General features: G+C 41.8%; 18 protein-coding genes. 2 read left to right on the top strand and 16 right to left on the bottom strand.

Annotation, left to right across the window (positions count from 1 at the left end; translation table 11 throughout):
* Positions 1-44: 44 nt before the first annotated feature.
* From AC4HAF_RS05425 to AC4HAF_RS05405, 5 genes are all read right to left on the bottom strand, one after another.
* The gene (locus AC4HAF_RS05425) at positions 45-1,577 is read right to left on the bottom strand and encodes a glycosyltransferase family protein (protein ID WP_491096984.1); all 1,533 of its coding nucleotides are present in this window, start codon (positions 1,575-1,577) and stop codon (positions 45-47) included.
* Between the two features lie 75 nt (positions 1,578-1,652).
* Entirely contained in the window at positions 1,653-1,781 is a 129-nt protein-coding gene (locus AC4HAF_RS05420) for a hypothetical protein (RefSeq protein WP_491096966.1), read from the bottom strand.
* Between the two features lie 68 nt (positions 1,782-1,849).
* Positions 1,850-2,161: a DUF1292 domain-containing protein gene (locus tag AC4HAF_RS05415; RefSeq protein ID WP_491091860.1), complete on the bottom strand. Its 312-nt coding sequence runs from the start codon at positions 2,159-2,161 to the stop codon at positions 1,850-1,852.
* A gap of 92 nt (positions 2,162-2,253) precedes the next feature.
* Positions 2,254-2,673, bottom strand: a complete 420-nt coding sequence (gene ruvX, locus AC4HAF_RS05410) for a Holliday junction resolvase RuvX (protein WP_491096965.1) — start codon at positions 2,671-2,673, stop codon at positions 2,254-2,256.
* Complete coding sequence (locus AC4HAF_RS05405; protein WP_003089901.1) at positions 2,670-2,939, bottom strand: IreB family regulatory phosphoprotein; 270 nt, start codon at positions 2,937-2,939, stop codon at positions 2,670-2,672. The genes ruvX and AC4HAF_RS05405 overlap by 4 nt, the downstream gene beginning before the upstream one ends.
* Before the next feature lie 166 nt (positions 2,940-3,105).
* Here AC4HAF_RS05405 and AC4HAF_RS05400 point away from each other — a divergent pair, with 166 nt between their 5' ends.
* Positions 3,106-3,540, top strand: a complete 435-nt coding sequence (locus AC4HAF_RS05400; RefSeq protein ID WP_027975236.1) for a LytTR family DNA-binding domain-containing protein — start codon at positions 3,106-3,108, stop codon at positions 3,538-3,540.
* A 14-nt stretch (positions 3,541-3,554) separates the two neighbouring features.
* Positions 3,555-4,001: a DUF3021 domain-containing protein gene (locus AC4HAF_RS05395; RefSeq protein WP_491096964.1), complete on the top strand. Its 447-nt coding sequence runs from the start codon at positions 3,555-3,557 to the stop codon at positions 3,999-4,001.
* A 106-nt stretch (positions 4,002-4,107) separates the two neighbouring features.
* Here the strand turns inward: AC4HAF_RS05395 and AC4HAF_RS05390 are convergent, their stop codons facing one another.
* The 11 genes from AC4HAF_RS05390 to argR form a co-directional block, all read right to left on the bottom strand.
* The gene (locus tag AC4HAF_RS05390) at positions 4,108-4,725 is read right to left on the bottom strand and encodes an SP0191 family lipoprotein (protein WP_491096963.1); all 618 of its coding nucleotides are present in this window, start codon (positions 4,723-4,725) and stop codon (positions 4,108-4,110) included.
* 30 nt (positions 4,726-4,755) lie between these two features.
* The gene (locus AC4HAF_RS05385) at positions 4,756-5,175 is read right to left on the bottom strand and encodes a hypothetical protein (protein WP_491091865.1); all 420 of its coding nucleotides are present in this window, start codon (positions 5,173-5,175) and stop codon (positions 4,756-4,758) included.
* Between the two features lie 319 nt (positions 5,176-5,494).
* Positions 5,495-5,893, bottom strand: coding sequence for a transcriptional regulator Spx (gene spx / locus AC4HAF_RS05380; RefSeq protein WP_491091866.1), 399 nt, complete (start codon positions 5,891-5,893; stop codon positions 5,495-5,497).
* 89 nt (positions 5,894-5,982) lie between these two features.
* Positions 5,983-7,131 (bottom strand): recombinase RecA, encoded by a 1,149-nt coding sequence (gene recA, locus AC4HAF_RS05375; protein WP_491091867.1) that lies wholly within the window; start codon positions 7,129-7,131, stop codon positions 5,983-5,985.
* A gap of 43 nt (positions 7,132-7,174) precedes the next feature.
* A complete protein-coding gene (locus AC4HAF_RS05370) occupies positions 7,175-8,431 on the bottom strand; it encodes a competence/damage-inducible protein A (protein WP_491091868.1) in 1,257 nt (418 codons plus the stop codon).
* A gap of 258 nt (positions 8,432-8,689) precedes the next feature.
* Complete coding sequence (locus tag AC4HAF_RS05365) at positions 8,690-9,259, bottom strand: DNA-3-methyladenine glycosylase I (protein ID WP_491091869.1); 570 nt, start codon at positions 9,257-9,259, stop codon at positions 8,690-8,692.
* Positions 9,260-9,296: 37 nt separating this feature from the next.
* Entirely contained in the window at positions 9,297-9,890 is a 594-nt protein-coding gene (gene ruvA / locus AC4HAF_RS05360; RefSeq protein ID WP_491096962.1) for a Holliday junction branch migration protein RuvA, read from the bottom strand.
* Between the two features lie 207 nt (positions 9,891-10,097).
* Positions 10,098-12,053, bottom strand: a complete 1,956-nt coding sequence (mutL, locus tag AC4HAF_RS05355; RefSeq protein WP_491096961.1) for a DNA mismatch repair endonuclease MutL — start codon at positions 12,051-12,053, stop codon at positions 10,098-10,100.
* A 74-nt stretch (positions 12,054-12,127) separates the two neighbouring features.
* Positions 12,128-14,677, bottom strand: coding sequence for a DNA mismatch repair protein MutS (gene mutS / locus AC4HAF_RS05350; protein ID WP_491096960.1), 2,550 nt, complete (start codon positions 14,675-14,677; stop codon positions 12,128-12,130).
* Entirely contained in the window at positions 14,670-15,017 is a 348-nt protein-coding gene (locus AC4HAF_RS05345) for a YlbF family regulator (protein WP_491096959.1), read from the bottom strand. The genes mutS and AC4HAF_RS05345 overlap by 8 nt, the downstream gene beginning before the upstream one ends.
* Positions 15,014-15,451 carry an arginine repressor gene (argR, locus tag AC4HAF_RS05340; protein WP_491096958.1) on the bottom strand — a complete coding sequence of 146 codons (438 nt, stop codon included), beginning with the start codon at positions 15,449-15,451 and terminating at the stop codon, positions 15,014-15,016. Before argR ends, AC4HAF_RS05345 begins: the two co-directional genes overlap by 4 nt.
* Between the last annotated feature and the right edge of the window lie 80 nt (positions 15,452-15,531).

The raw sequence follows: 15,531 nt of genomic DNA, 5'->3' as shown, positions 1-15,531 counted from the left end.
TTGTGGCAAAAAAAGTTATCAGACACAATATATTGATTTTTAGGTTATTTTCGCTTGTAAACAGTGAAGTCGGGGCTTGTCTTCAAGGAAATCGCTTTATAATTTTTTCTAAAATTATTTTTTAAGACACTCGGCAGCCGATCTGCAGTTTCATTAACCAAAACATAGGAAGCTTCATTTTGCAGCAGTTCATCTTCCAGCGCTTTTTCATTAGATTCTTTAACCGTATTGATTGCAGGCAGAGGAAACTGTGAACTTGAAAGACGGTTGGCATCCAGATAAATCTTGGCACTGGAATCCCAGACATAGATTTTGGAATCCTTGTCAGTATTTTCTCTGATATAATCGGCTGCCTGTGCCCGCTCCTGATTTAAACCATAAGAGGAAACATAGTGAACAACCGGCTGAGCCAAACCGTAAACAAACAGCAGGCAGGGCAGGTAAAAATGCCCCAGTAAAAACAGTTCAAAGACTCTGCGCGACAGCCGTCTGTGCTGCTTACGGCGGCGCGACCTGCGCCTCTGGGATTCCTTATACTTATCATCAAGATAAAGTCCCGTCAAAACCAGCCCAAACGGCAGAAGCAGTAAGAACTGATAGGTCGCAAAACTTTGTGACAGCAAAATGAAAATCAGGCTGAAAACAAAGCTTAGAAAGACAATTGATTTGACCAAGTCATCCCGATCGGTCTCCCGCTTAATATGATTAAAGAAGGTCAAAGCTCCCATTAACAGACCCGAAGCAAAGAGCACAAAGAGCTGGAAGAGAATTGTCAGCAAGACATCCTCTTTGCCCAGTGCAAAATAAGTAAAATAATAAGTTCCGGCCTGAGAAACATAGGATGACAGGATCTGCATGTTTAAGACAAAATAGCCGAAGGTATAAAATACCAAAAGGCCGCCAAACAGCAAGCAGAGAATCTGATAGAAACCGTGGGCATAACGACGGTTTTTAATGTTATGAACACAGATGACAGCCAAGGAAACCAGCCAGAAAAACAGGGTTCTGGGCTCAATTAAATAGGCAAATGCTCCTGTCAGACCATAAACGATAAAGCCCTCATCCCTTGTCAGTCCCGCAAAATATTTCGTCAAAAACCACAGCGACAGCAAGACAAAAGGCATGGCAAACTGAACAGGGTAAAGACCGCCAAAGCCCAAGGCAAAATTCCCCAGATAAAAAAGCAGTATGGTATTGATAGCTACTTCTTCTTTATCTGTCATATGGTAGACAATCTTATAAAGGTAGATCCCTGAAAAGTAAAAGGCGGCGAACTGGACAAAGATCAGCCAGAAACTGCTTCCTAATAAATAACTCAAAGAAATCAGTCCATAATAGACAAAGCCGCCCGTCGAAAAAATATCACTGTAAGGCAAATGGTTCTGGGCCATCATAAAGCCAGTATAGAGATTCTGGGATTGCACAGCATTGCTGAAATCAGTGAAAACAGGCATAGCCACACTAAAAAAGCTGACAAAAGCGCTGAATATGACAATATAAAGCCGGTGCAGAGAATCAACTTCTGCAGGGCTGTTGCTTTTATCAGAATCCTTACGAATATTTTGGTCTGCTGATATTTCGTTGCTGTATTTTTCTTGTCGTTTATCCAAACTGGTTCTCCTTGAATTTTCCTATTAAAAGTATAACAAAATCTACTTATTAGTCAATTTATCTAAGATAAAAGCATAGGTCAAAATATCTCTGAAACGGTGGCAGGACTTCTCTTTGTAAGCTTTCAAAAATAATTCTTCCTCTTTAGTCAGATCCTTCTTCTTGCTCATTGTGCACCCCTTTTAGCTATTCGTAAAAAGCAAAAAGAAAAAGCCTGATTGCCTCAGACATTTCTAGATTAGTTATCGTCTTCATCCAGGAAACTGTTGAAAACTTCTTCAATCATATCCCATTCAGCATCAGCGTCTTCCGGAATCGGCTGCAAGTCGCCTTCTGTACCGTCTTCATTTTCGATAAATGAATAGGCCTGAATTTCAATCTGACCGTCAGCATCTTCTTCTGCTCCGGCCGGCACTAAAAGAACATAATTTTTTCCAAATTCTTCTTTTCCGTCAATGGTTAAGAGAATTTCAAACAGGGTCTCATTTCCCTGCTCATCAACCAACGTAATGAGGTCATGTTCTTGCTCATGATCATGATGATGTGACATAATCGCCTCCTATTATCTTTCATTTATTAAACAGCTTTTCTTCCTGCGAAGAAAACATAAATCATCTGGTGACAGCTGCTAAGCAGTCAGGCCTAAAACATTCGGTCTAAATAATTTTGTAAAATCAGCTGAGCTGCCAGCTTATCAATAACTTTTTTACGTTTGCCGCGGCTGACATCAGCCTGCTCAACCAGCATTCGTTCTGCCTGAACAGTGGTCAGGCGCTCATCCTGATAATCAACAGGCAAACCAAAACGTTCCTTGATTTTTTCGCCATAGGCTCTGCTGGCTTCCACACGCGGACCGCTTGTATTGTTCATGTTTTTAGGCAGACCTACTACAAATTTTTCCACCCTGTATTCTTTGACCAGGTCAGCCAAGCGCTCAAGACCGAATTCTTCGTTGGCTTCATTAATGGCGATGATTTCAACTCCCTGCGCTGTGAAACCCAGAGGATCGCTAATTGCAACACCAACTGTTTTTGAACCAACATCCAGCCCCATTATTCTCATCCTAAATCAATCCCGTTTCCTTGTAAATAATAACGTACCAATTCTTCGACAATTTCATCGCGTTCATATTTACGGATTTGATTGCGAGCATCATTATAACGAGGCACGTAAGCAGGATCACCGCTCAAAACATAACCGACAATCTGATTGATTGGATTATAACCCTTTTCCTCCAGTGAACGATAAACATGTGTCAATGTTTCACTGATTTCTTTCTTATTTCCATCGTCAAGGTTAAAACGAACTGTTTCATCTGTAAATCCCACAATAACACCTTCTTTCTCATAGGGAATATCATGTTACATTATATCTTATTTTCAGTATTTTCACAAGGATAAGAGCCACATATCTCAAATTAGAAGCCACATAGCCGCAAACGCTGGTCTCTCTTTCAAAAATTCTATATACTAAAGACAAAGGAAGGAAAGCTATATGAAACTAGAAGTTATTAAGGATGCTCAGCTAAAAGAAACCCTGATTAAAATTTACACAGCGCAGATTGATTTACAAACTCAGGAAATTATTGATTTTATCGAGAAAAAACCTTATTTTATCTATGGCTACAAAAACAAGCGGCTGGAATTTATCAAGACTGAAAACATCATTCGGATTTTCACTGAAAACAAACATGTTTTCATTCAAACCCTAACGGACACCTATTTGGCCAAACAAAGAATTTTTTACTTTGAGCAGCACTTAAATTCAAATTTCATTCGGATTTCACAGGGAGAAATAATCAATATCAAATACATAAAACAACTGGATCTGACCATTAAAGGCAGCATTGAAGTCACTTTAAAAAACGGCTTTGTCAGTTTTGTATCCAGACGCAGTTTAAAGCGCTTTAAAGAAAAATTAAAAATTTAAGGAGGAAACCTACCATGAAAATCGCTAAACACATTATCAGTTATGCTTTTATTGGAATGGGAATCGGCTCATTCATAAACTGTCTCATCACTACCCTCTTTTTTCCAAACAGCAGCTCTCTGGGAATCCCAAGTTTCACTCACATGTTTTCATCAGCCTCACAGGCCGGCGCTGTTCAGCTTTTAATCTTCGCGCTTCTTGGAATACTTCAGGGAGCGGCAGGAAGGCTTTTTAAAAATGAAAGATTAAGCCTGCTGTCTGCAACTGCAATTCATTATTTTCTAATCCTTATCCCGCTTGTTCTTTCAGGTATTTACCTGCATTGGTTTAAAATGGCTTGGGCAAGTTTTGGTTTATTCTTGCTCCTTGCGTCTATCATTTATAGCTTCATCTATCTCTTCCTCTATTTGACACAAAAAAAAGACATCCAAGAAATCAATGAGCGTCTCAGTCAGATCTAAACAGCAGAACGATAAGGTATTCTTAGATCGTTTATCACGCTGGAATAACTATCTTTAAAAAAACAAAGTCTGGGAAAGACAGCTATAGCAGCCGTCTCTTCCAGACTTACTGTTGAATAATCTTCGTTGCACCCTCTCTTTTGAGAGCAGCGATATAAAGTTTTGGTGTTAGTCTCGTCATTCTTGATAAATCACCGAAACTGCTTCCAACTGCTGACAAGGCATCCCTGTCAATATTTGGAATATCAAAAGTAAAGGTTACCTTTGCTTCGTAGTTTTCTGTAACATCAATATCCAAGGCTACGCCTCGGACAGTTTTGAGCTTTTGAATATCCGGATTGACATCCATTTGTTTTTTCAAAAGTGCCCGTACTTCTTCTAAACTGTGATTCTTTAAGGTTGCTGTTGTCTGCTCATCATAAGGCTGGATGACTTCCATCTTAATGGTAAGAAACTTGTCGCCTTGATAGGTCAGCGTGTGCGTATGCCTTTGATCAGGCATGTCACTTTTAGACTTATACGTATAGGTATAGGCCTCAGTGACAACCTCTTTTTCGTCTTCAGTTGTTGTGGCTGTGTCAGATTCGTTTGTCTTTTTAGGCCGTTTTCTGACTATTTTTTCAGATTCTGCTTGCTTTGAAGACAGATTCTTAACCAAATGTACCGGAACACAAGCGGTTAAAAACAAACCAGTCAGCAGCAACAGCGTTAATTTTTTTATCAATACTCAATCTCCCCTGCCTTATCAGCGGTATTATGTTCTTTTTCTGTAAGCAAAGAGAAAGAGCAGCAGTATTATAACCCCCATCAATATCCCTGAAAAAGGCATGGTCGGCTCAAAAACGAGAGCAAACAGGCGATATGGAGCTATCAGGGCTTCTTTTATCCTTGCACCCTGTTTAATATCTAAAACAACAAAGGCACCGTAAGTCAGCGTAAAAAAGACAGCTGCATAACGAACAAAACTAAGCACAACCAAGGACCAACCACTTAACTTAGTTCTGGACAGTAAGAGCAGAAATCCCGATATATAAGCAAAAGGAAGAATGGTCAGCCACTGAGACCGATAAAAATAAAGCACAGCCAGTGAGACAATAAAAACCAGACCAAGGCCAATTTTATAATACAGCCAGAACGGGGCTAACTTTTTTTGTTTTTTGTTACTTCTTCTCATGCTTTTTCTCCTTAATTCCAGTATAGCATAATTTAAAGGAAAAAAAGTAGGGATATCAAAAAAATTAAAGCCCCTTTCCCATCGTTTTGTCTGCCCTCAGCAATCGCAGCAATGATCTGATAAACTGCTAGCCCTTATTTGTACTGTTTTTAACATAAAATCCAATCGTCATGCGGCAATTTCAACATCCTTTAAGCCCAAACAAGAACTTGCTGCTGCATGCCAGTCACGGCAACAAAAAAGCCGGAGCTTTGTGCTGTGCCAACCGTCAGTTTGTTATCTGACTTTAAGGTACAGTACATGCTCCAGCTTATTACTTTTACAAAGCCGCACGCAAACGAGCTTCTGTATTTTCAACATTGCGGATAGCCCGCGGCAAGAAAGCGCGAATATCATCTTCTTTGTAGCCGACCTGAAGACGTTTATCATCAATCAAAATAGGGCTTTTAAGAATTCGTGGATTTTCCTGAATCAAATCAATAACTTCGTTGAGGCTCAAATCATCAATATTACAGTTGAGAGCCTTGGCATAGCGATTTTTCGAGGACACAATACTTTCAATCCCATTTTCAGTTTTCGAAAGGATATTGAGAATTTCTTCTTTGGTCAGTATATCTTTTGCTAAGTTTTGTTCTTTATAAGGGAGTTTGTGAGCATTAAGCCATGTTTTTGCTTTCTTGCAACTTGTACAGCTTGAAATTGTATAAATTTTAATCATGTTTCAATCTCTCCTCTCTTTCCTTACAGGATAATACTATCTTAGCATAATTCATTAAATAAATAGTCGGTCTCTGGACCTATTTTTACTTAATCTTCCAATTCGATAGCATCATCAAGTTCAAGAACGAGATCTTGATCAGATTGATCGGTATTTTCTTCTTTAGAAGTCTGCTTTGAATCAGATTCACTGTCTTCAATTAAACCATACTGAACACGGACTTTATGATCAATTTCATCAAAAATGTCAGGATTATCGGCCAAGAATTTTTTGGCATTTTCTGAACCTTGACCAATCTTTTCGCCGTTATACGAATACCATGCACCGGCCTTTTGAATAATGCCTAAATCACTGGCAATCTTGACCAGCTCACCCGTGCGGGAAATCCCTTCTCCGTACATAATTTCCACAAAGGCTTCCTTAAACGGCGGAGCAACCTTATTTTTGACAACCTTAATTTTGGTTTCCTTACCAATGTTGCTGTCTTTTTGATCGCCTGTTCCCTTAATCTGAGTATTGCCGCGAACATCCAGACGCACAGAGGCATAGAACTTCAGCGCACGCCCGCCGGGTGTTGTTTCAGGATTTCCAAACATCACTCCGACTTTTTCACGCAGCTGGTTGATAAAAATAGCAATAGTCTTTGTTTTATTGATTGATGCCGACAGTTTACGCATAGCCTGACTCATCATCCGTGCCTGAAGACCGACATGGCTGTCACCGATATCACCGTCAATTTCTGCACGCGGTACAAGAGCCGCAACCGAGTCAACAACGACTAAATCAACAGCACCTGAATCAATCAGCTGACCGGCAATTTCCAGTCCCTGCTCCCCTGAATCCGGCTGCGACAGCAAGAGTTCATCAATATTAACGCCCAAAGCTGCGGCATAGGCCGGATCCAAAGCATGTTCTGCGTCAATAAAAGCAGCAATTCCGCCGTCTTTTTGCGCCTGAGCAACAGCATGAAGGGCTACTGTTGTTTTCCCTGATGATTCCGGACCGTAGATTTCAACAATACGTCCTTTAGGATAGCCGCCGGCACCCAGAGCAATATCAAGCGCCAGACTGCCTGAACTCATGACTTGAACTTTTTGTTCAGCTCGTTCGCCAAGCCGCATCACAGCACCTTTACCGAAGTCTTTTTCAATGTTTTTTAAGGCAGTATCAAGCGCTTTTTTACGCTCGTCTCCAAATTTTTTGGTAATTTCTTCTGTCTTTTTTGTTTTTTTTGCCAATCTTTTTTCTCCTATTTTTTAAAGTTCCAAGACCGTCATTTTATTATACTAAATTTTTATCAGATAATAAAGTTTGACGTACTAAATTAAAAGCATGTAAAACGGCAATATAACGCACATCCGAACGGCTGCGTCCGCCGATTGAAACTTTGCGTGACAGCGTTCCCTGGGCACTTGACAGGCCGATAAAGACTGTCCCGGCCGGCTGATTTTCCAACTGATCGGGACCGGCTACTCCGGTCAAGGAAACAGCCAGATCTGCTCCGGTCAGAAGCCGTGACTGCTCCGCCATTTTTTGAGCGGTAAAGTCACTGACAACACCGTGTTTTTTTAATTCTTCAATCGGAATATCCAGCATCTTAGCCTTTTCTTCAATACTGTAAGTCACAAAGCCGCCCTTAAAAATATCCGAAGCTCCTGCAAAATCTGCCAGTCTTGCTTGAAACAGCCCTGCAGTTAAACTTTCGGCTGCTGTAATTGTTTTTCCCTGCTCTTTAAGCAGTTCAAACACAGTCTGCGCCAATGAATTATCCTCTCCATAGCCGTAAAGATAGTCAGACAGACGGTCAATCGCTAAAATCTCTGTTTCCACCTGATCCAGCTTAACATCCGCTTCTTCTTGACTGTGGGCTTTTGTTGACAGCCGAATCGTTACTTCTCCGGTCTTGGCATAAGGAGCAATAGTAGGATCGGTCTGACTGTCAATCAGATCGTGCAGCAAGGTCACCAAGCGGCTCTCACCAATGCCGAAAAAGCGCAGCACGCGCGAGTAGAGCTGCTCGGATGTCTCAGACAAATAAGGCAGGAGTTCCTGGTTAACCATGGGCTTCAATTCGCTAGGCGGTCCAGGCAGTACAATATAAGTCACTCCTTCAGCTTCTAAAATACCGCCTACAGCTAAGCCGGTCGCGTTAGGGAGCGGTCGGCTTCCTGCAACAATCTGTGCCTGACGTTCATTGTTGGGCGTACGTGCTGAGGCCGGACGAGAAGCAAAAAATTCATCCAGACGAACCTGAGCAGCCTTATCAAAAACCAGCTCTCTTCCTAAAAATTTTGCCAAGGTCTGCTTGGTCAAATCATCTTCAGTAGGTCCCAGACCGCCGCAGAGCACTACTAAATCACTGCGTCCTTTAGCGATGTTCAAAACCGACAAAAGCCGCTCTTCATTGTCACCTACGGCTGTCTGAAAATAAACATCAATGCCGGACTGCGCCAGTTTTTCCGATAAAAACTGCGCATTGGTATTGACAATCTGTCCCATCAAAATCTCTGTTCCTACAGCAATAATCTCAGCTTTCATATTGTTACCTACTTTATCTATTCGTAATATCGCTTTATTTTATCACAAAATAAGCTTAATTTCTCATTTTTGCTAAATTTGCTAAGGGCCAAACAGCAACCCAGCCTACTCTGCTTGTACCATTCTAAATCAGAAAGTCCTTTCTCTGACAATAAAAAAGACAAGGACTGCTGTCCCTGTTTTTCATGGTGATTTATTTGCCCTGCCTGTTGTCTGTTGTCGTTGACATCTGCAGATTTAGCAGACCGATCCTCGGCGTTAATCCTTTGCTTTATTGGGATTAAAATCGCAGTTTGCTTCATGGTCATTAATTAAACCGGCCGCCTGCAAATAGGAATAAATGCAGACAGGTCCGACAAATTTAAAGCCCTTCTTTTTTAAATCCTTCGAAAGTATCTCGGATAAAGCTGTCTTATTTGGTATTTCTCGGTAGTCTTCCACCTTATTATTAATGCTTCTGCCATGGACAAAGGACCAAAGATAGGCATCAAAACTGGAATACGCTTCTTGAATTTTTAAAAAGGCCAGCGCGTTGGCACGGGTAGAATAAATCTTGAGCTTATTGCGAATAATCTCAGGGTTGGCAAGCAGCCTATCCAGTTCTTGATCGGACATGCGAGCCACTTTTTGGACATCATAGTTATGAAAAGCTTTTTTGAAAGCGGTACGTTTATTGAGGACTGTCTCCCAGGACAGGCCTGCCTGATAGGTCTCTAGGCACAGTAATTCAAATAGTTTTTGATCATCATGGAGCGGCTGCCCCCATTCTTCATCGTGATAAGCAATATATAAAGGATTGTTTTCCTTAACCCAGCCGCAGCGCTGCATAATAACCTCCTGTAATGAAAACGGCAAAGCTCAGCCCTTATTTTATAAGCATTTTTAGAGATGACTTGATATAATTTTCTGCCGTATCAGTCGTTCCTTCAAAGAATGTCCGAATTTTTTTCAGTTCCTTAGCCTTATAACCCAGTGCCAAAAGAGCTTCCATAGCTTCTTCCAGGTCCTTGTTATCCTGAGCCGAAGATTTGCTCTTTGTGCCAGCTGTCGGCTGTTTGGCATCAGCAAACTTACCGGCCAGATCCAAAACCATTTGCTGGGCGGTTTTTTTCCCAATCTTTGGAAATTTCATGAGGTAAGTCACATCGCTCTTATCAATAGCAGCTACCAAGCCGTCATTATCATCAGCTGCAATAATGGCAAGCGCTGACGTAGGCCCAATTCCTGAGACAGAGATGAGATTAAGAAAAACCGATTTTTCGTCCTCTGTATGAAAGCCATAAAGGAGCTGAGCGTCTTCGCGCACGACATGATGCAGGTAAATTCTCAGTTCCTGATTCATCTGTTCTGAAAAGCTGTAAGGGTTGGCAACGTTAATGATATAACCCAAACCGCCTGCTTCAACAACAATATATTTTGCTGTGATTTTTGTCAATTTCCCTTTGATATAATCGAACATGTTTTTTTACCTCTCTTTAATCCCTATCAGTATAGCATAATTTATCAATTTTCAAAGGAGCTGCTACCTAAATAATCGTCCTTACAGAGCCAAATACCGTCGCCATCAGCAAAAAACCAAGAGGCAAAAGAAACTGATAAAACTAATTAGAACTCTGTTTTGACGGAATATCAAATGGATTATATTTCTTTCTTTGGGTCAGGTCATTTAGTACTTGCCCAATTCTCGCAGACTGGTATGATTTTCCTGAATCCGACGGAACATCTTTTCCATATCGGACTTGGTAAAATTGACCAGAACCGGCCGGCCGTGCGGACAATTGTAGGGGTTCTTGCACTGTGACAGCTGATTCAAAAGGTCTCTGGCGGAATAGTCATCTAAGGCATGATTAGCCTTGATCGATCGTTTGCAGGACATCATAATGGCCAGCTCTGCACGATAATTTTTTACAGACACTTCATTTGTCAAGAGCAGCATGTCACACATTTCATAGACGGCAGATTCGATTTCTTTTTCCTGCAGCCAGATCGGGTGCTCTCGCAGAATGAAGGTGTTTTCTCCATAAGCTTCCAGATAGATGCCAACTTCATTGAGAATCGGCATCTTTTCCTGCAGAGTCATGAAATCATTGGCTAGAAATTCAAAAAGATAAGGCACCAAAAGCTGCTGTAAACTACTGTCAACCTGACCGATTTTTTCGCGGTAATACTCATATTTTACGCGCTCTTGTGCAGCGTGCTGATCAATAATGTAAAGACCGCCTTCCCCCTGAGCAAAGAGATAAGTTCCATGCATCTGACCGAAATAATCCAATTCAGGAAAAGAAGAGGCTTCTTCATTTTCCAAATTTTTAACAAGTTTACTGAACTGCCGCTTCTGACTCTTATCATTTAAAACAATATCAGGATGGTCTTTGTTTTCTTGTCTGTCTGTCTGACGCTCGGCATATCTGACAGCACCAGGTGCTCTACTGTCAACAGATTGCTTTACAGCATTGTCAACTTCTGTAAACCCTGCTGATTGTTCTGCTACCGTTGTATCTTTACGGAAAAAATCATGCTTTTCTTTATCGTAATAAATGGTTGGCTGCTTTAAGGGTAAAGAAGTCTGCTCCCTTGTTTGACTGTGCCGGGTACTTGCTTTGGCAAGATTTTCCAGAGCATCAGGAATCAAGTCTTGCTCCCTGAGACTCTCAGCAATGGCTGAGCTGATAAGCTGCATCAGCTCTTTTTCTTTAGAAATGCGAACTTCCTGCTTAGTCGGGTGGACATTGACATCTGCTAGGTAAGGATCAATCTGAATATCAATAACCGCAATTGGAAAGCGCCCTACCATCAGCTTGGAACCATAACCATCTAAAATAGCTCGGTTAAGCAGAAAATTTTTGATATAGCGCCCATTGATAAGAATCGTGATATAGTTGCGGTTTGCCCTTGTCAGCTCCGGCAGGCTTATATAGCCGGACACCTCAAAATCAAGGTCAGCATTAGAAATTTCAATCATTTTTTTAGCTGTATTAAGGCCGTAAATGCCTGCTATAGCTTGGCGTAAATCACCATTTCCCGAAGTTCTTGTTAGTTCACGGCCATCATTGATTAAGGTAAAGGAAATTTCTGGATGAGCAAGACTGAGACGGTTGATAACATCAATAATGTGGGCTAACTCAGCCTGCAGACTCTTCATGTACTTTAAGCGAGCCGGAGTATTGAAAAAAAGATCTTCGACGGTTATTTTTGTTCCAACCGGTGTGCTGGCAGCTTCCTCTTTTTCAACCTTGCCTCCGTTAGCTAGGAGGAAAGTCCCGTGGTTTTCTGTTTGACTGGCAGTTTTGATACTCAAACGGCTGACAGAAGCAATAGAAGGAAGAGCTTCACCGCGAAAACCCAGCGTGCGAATCCTAAAAAGGTCCGCCTGACTCTTGATTTTACTGGTGGCATGGCGGTGCAGACTCATAGCTACATCAGCCTGCTCCATTCCTTGGCCATTATCCGTCACCTGAATCTTTTTGAGCCCTGATTCCTCAATTTCGATTGTAATCTGACTGCTGCCTGCATCAATAGCATTTTCTACTAATTCTTTTACGACACTGGCCGGTCTTTCAATGACTTCACCGGCAGCAATCTGATTAGCTAATATTTCTGGTAGTTCAATAATTTTTGACATAAGTTACCTCACTGAAATGTGTGTCTATTATAACATAAAACAAAGGAGCAATCTCAATTGAGATAACTCCCTTCTTACAGCATATCTTTTAAATCAAAAAGAGCATTCATCGCTTCTCTTGGGGTTAAATTGACAACATCCAGCTGCCTTAGTTTTTCCAGCAAATCTTTGTGATCATCAGTGATAGTAAAAAGCGACAGCTGTTCTTGGGCAGGCTGATCAGGGGTTTTATCATTTTTCAGATTAACCGAAACGGCAGCACTGGTGTTTTCCAAGTCTACCAAAATATGGTCTGCACGGTTCAATAAATCTTCAGGCAGGCCGGCAATTTTAGCGACATGAATCCCGTAAGACTTATCTGCCGGTCCATCTGTTATCTTATGCAGGAAAGTAACTTCGCCGTGTTTTTCCAGAGTTGCAACATGAACATTGACAAGATGTGTCAAGCTGGTTGACAGATCTGTCAACTCATGATAGTGAGTGGCAAACATCGTCTTCGCTTTGATTTTATCATGAATATACTCAATGATAGCCTGTGCCAGAGCCATTCCGTCATAAGTTGCTGTTCCGCGGCCCAGTTCATCAAAAAGAATCAAAGAGTTTTCATTAGCAGCCTTGATAGCATGGTTGGCTTCCATCATTTCGACCATAAAAGTTGACTGACCCGAAATCAGATCATCTGCTGCACCGATACGAGTAAAAATGGCATCAAAAATTGGCAGATCAGCTGAATCTGCTGCTACAAAAGAACCCATCTGCGCCATGATGACCGTCAGAGCAAGCTGACGCATGTATGTTGACTTACCGCTCATATTGGGGCCTGTAATCAGCTGGATATTGGTGTTTTGATCCAGATGGATTGTATTAGGAATATACTCCTGCCTACCCATAACTTTTTCAACCACCGCATGGCGGCCCTTCTCAATAGTGATGACTTTATTATCGTTAAAGACGGGGCGAACATAGTGGTTGTTTTCTGCAGTCACTGCCAAGCTCTGCAAAACATCCACCGCAGCTAAACTTTTAGCCAGGGTTTGCAGGCGCTTGATATACGTTTCAACCTGTGCTCTGATCCGCATGAAAATATCATACTCTAAATTAGCCGATTCTTCACGCGCTTCCAGCATCTCTCCCTCAATCTTAGCTAATTCTTCTGTGCCGAAGCGTTCAGAATTTTTCAAGGTAGCCTTTCGAAAGAAGTGCTTAGGAACCAGAGGGAGATTGGAATTGGTGACATGGAAATAGTAGCCGTCTTTTTTATTGTAGTCAATCTTCAGGGTAGAAATACCGCTTGCTTGGCGCTCTTTGGCCTCAATATCAGCAATCCAGCTTGTTCCTTCACGCATGATTTTACGATATTTATCCAAGGTCTCATCAAAACCTTCGCGAATGATATTGCCTTCAGTAATTGTCATCGGTGCATTAGGATCAACGGCTGAGCGAATCAGCTCTTCCAGCTCTGGAAGCGGGTCAATCTGACCGGCCAAATCTTCCAGAGCAGGACTTGCAAAGCTTTCTAAAATAGCCTTAATAACCGGAACCTGACCCAAGGTCTGACCTAATTGCAAGAGATCTTTAGGATTTGCTTTCCCGAACGAAACTCGGCTGGCCAAACGCTCAATATCGTAAACACCTTTCAGGCTGTCGCTCAAATCGCTGCGTTCAAAAAAGTGATCAAGAAAGACCTGAATAATTTCCTGACGCTTACAGATAGACTCACGGCTGACTAAAGGGCGGTCAATCCAGGTCCGTAACAGCCGTGTTCCCATGGCTGTTTTTGTTTCATCTAAAAGCCAGTAAAGACTGCCGTGCTTTTTTCCGCTGCGGGCGTTTTCCAAGAGATCCAGACTGGATTTTGTGGTGTAGGTCATTTGCAAGTAATCTTTGGTTTCGTAGTGGACAAGCTTTTGTAAATGGCTCAGTTCTCGTTTTTGAGTAGTGTGCACATATTGCAAAAGCTTACCGGCGGCGGCAAGCTCCAAATCAGTTAACTGGCTGTCAAGCAAATGAAGGTCCTTATAGACTGTTTTTTCAACAGATAAAAGCAGGTTCATCTGTTTGCGGAAAATCTGCTCTGCTGCCTCATCAAGCTCAAAACCAAGGACCAGCTCACGCGCCTTGAGATTAAGCACTTCGCTTCTGACTGCGGTTAGATCTGCTAAGGTCGTCGCATAAAATTCTCCGGTTGATAAATCCATATAAGACAAAGCAAAACGGCTGCCATCCGTATCCAAAGCAACCAAGAAATTGTTGGCGCTGTCAGGTTTTCCGGAATCCACCAGTGTCCCCGGTGTAATAACCTGAACAACCTCACGTTTAACGACACCGACAGCTTTTTTGGGGTCTTCCATCTGCTCTGCAATAGCAACCTTGTAGCCAAGCTCAACCAAAGCATCAATGTACTGCTGAGCCGAATGGTAAGGAACACCTGCCATAGGAATAGGATTGTCTGCATTCTTGTTGCGGCTGGTAAGGCTGATCTCTAAAATCCTGGCAGCTTTGACAGCATCATCATAAAAAAGTTCGTAAAAATCCCCCATGCGGAAAAGCAAAAAAGCATCCGGATAATCTTCTTTAATATCCAAATACTGCTGCATTCCCGGAGAGAGCTTCTCCTTAGTCATTTCCTAACTCCTCATTTATCCTATCTTCCAGCGCCTTTGTAACATATTGTAAGAGATCACTGGCATCCTGCATTTTAGCTCGATAATCTTGGACAATCGGAAGGCCGTCTAAATCTTTTCCCAGTTTCTGCGCCTGCTGGTCTGCTTTTTTTTGAGCTTTTAACTTTTCAATTTTCTGAAAGAGCACAGCATCTTGCTGGTAGGCCTTCATTTCATGGGCCAAATGGCTGAGCTCAGGCAGCGACTTAAGTTTTTTTTCGGCAGCCTGATAAGCTAAGACACTGTCGTGTTTTCGCAGCAAGGCAATCAAAGCTTCAAGGGCTTTTTCAAATGAGCTCATAAGCTTGACAGAATATCGCTTTCTAAACGGCTGGCAGTATCTACGTCTTTGCAGATAACTAAAAGAGTATCTGCACCGGCAATGGTTCCCAGAATTTCAGATTTTTTGCTGCCATCAATCAAATTGGCCAAAACATCTGCCTCACCCAGATTAGTATGCAGAACCAGCATAAAACCGGCACGGGCAACGCTTAAAACATAGCTCAAAATCAAAGGATCAAAGTAAGAAGAATCTCCTTCTGAAAGGGTATAGTAAAGCCGTCCTGATTCATCCCGCAGTTTTAGCAAACCAATCTCCCGCAGATCGCGCGAAAGAGTCGCCTGTGTTACTGAAATGCCCTCTTTTTGAAGATGGGCTTTAATTTCTTCCTGAGTGCCGATATGATTAGCCTGAATGATACGCTTTATCTGCTGCTGACGGTCTTTTTTATTCATTAGTTTCCTCAATTATCTGATTATCTCTAAAATTATATCAAAAATTAAGGCTTTTTTCATCCTTTGATTGTCAAAAGCAG

It is taken from the genome of Streptococcus sp. ELY_90 (genome assembly GCF_058314475.1).
This window is presented reverse-complemented; position numbering and strand designations above follow the sequence as displayed.

Bases quoted from the DNA above. Each gene is read 5' to 3' on its own strand.
- AC4HAF_RS05420 (WP_491096966.1), bottom strand. From the start codon at position 1,781: ATGAGCAAGAAGAAGGATCTGACTAAAGAGGAAGAATTATTTTTGAAA.
- AC4HAF_RS05415 (WP_491091860.1), bottom strand. From the start codon at position 2,161: ATGTCACATCATCATGATCATGAGCAAGAACATGACCTCATTACGTTG.
- ruvX (WP_491096965.1), bottom strand. From the start codon at position 2,673: ATGAGAATAATGGGGCTGGATGTTGGTTCAAAAACAGTTGGTGTTGCA.
- AC4HAF_RS05400 (WP_027975236.1), top strand. From the start codon at position 3,106: ATGAAACTAGAAGTTATTAAGGATGCTCAGCTAAAAGAAACCCTGATT.
- AC4HAF_RS05395 (WP_491096964.1), top strand. From the start codon at position 3,555: ATGAAAATCGCTAAACACATTATCAGTTATGCTTTTATTGGAATGGGA.
- AC4HAF_RS05385 (WP_491091865.1), bottom strand. From the start codon at position 5,175: ATGAGAAGAAGTAACAAAAAACAAAAAAAGTTAGCCCCGTTCTGGCTG.
- spx (WP_491091866.1), bottom strand. From the start codon at position 5,893: ATGATTAAAATTTATACAATTTCAAGCTGTACAAGTTGCAAGAAAGCA.
- AC4HAF_RS05370 (WP_491091868.1), bottom strand. From the start codon at position 8,431: ATGAAAGCTGAGATTATTGCTGTAGGAACAGAGATTTTGATGGGACAG.
- AC4HAF_RS05365 (WP_491091869.1), bottom strand. From the start codon at position 9,259: ATGCAGCGCTGCGGCTGGGTTAAGGAAAACAATCCTTTATATATTGCT.
- ruvA (WP_491096962.1), bottom strand. From the start codon at position 9,890: ATGTTCGATTATATCAAAGGGAAATTGACAAAAATCACAGCAAAATAT.
- mutL (WP_491096961.1), bottom strand. From the start codon at position 12,053: ATGTCAAAAATTATTGAACTACCAGAAATATTAGCTAATCAGATTGCT.
- mutS (WP_491096960.1), bottom strand. From the start codon at position 14,677: ATGACTAAGGAGAAGCTCTCTCCGGGAATGCAGCAGTATTTGGATATT.
- AC4HAF_RS05345 (WP_491096959.1), bottom strand. From the start codon at position 15,017: ATGAGCTCATTTGAAAAAGCCCTTGAAGCTTTGATTGCCTTGCTGCGA.
- argR (WP_491096958.1), bottom strand. From the start codon at position 15,451: ATGAATAAAAAAGACCGTCAGCAGCAGATAAAGCGTATCATTCAGGCT.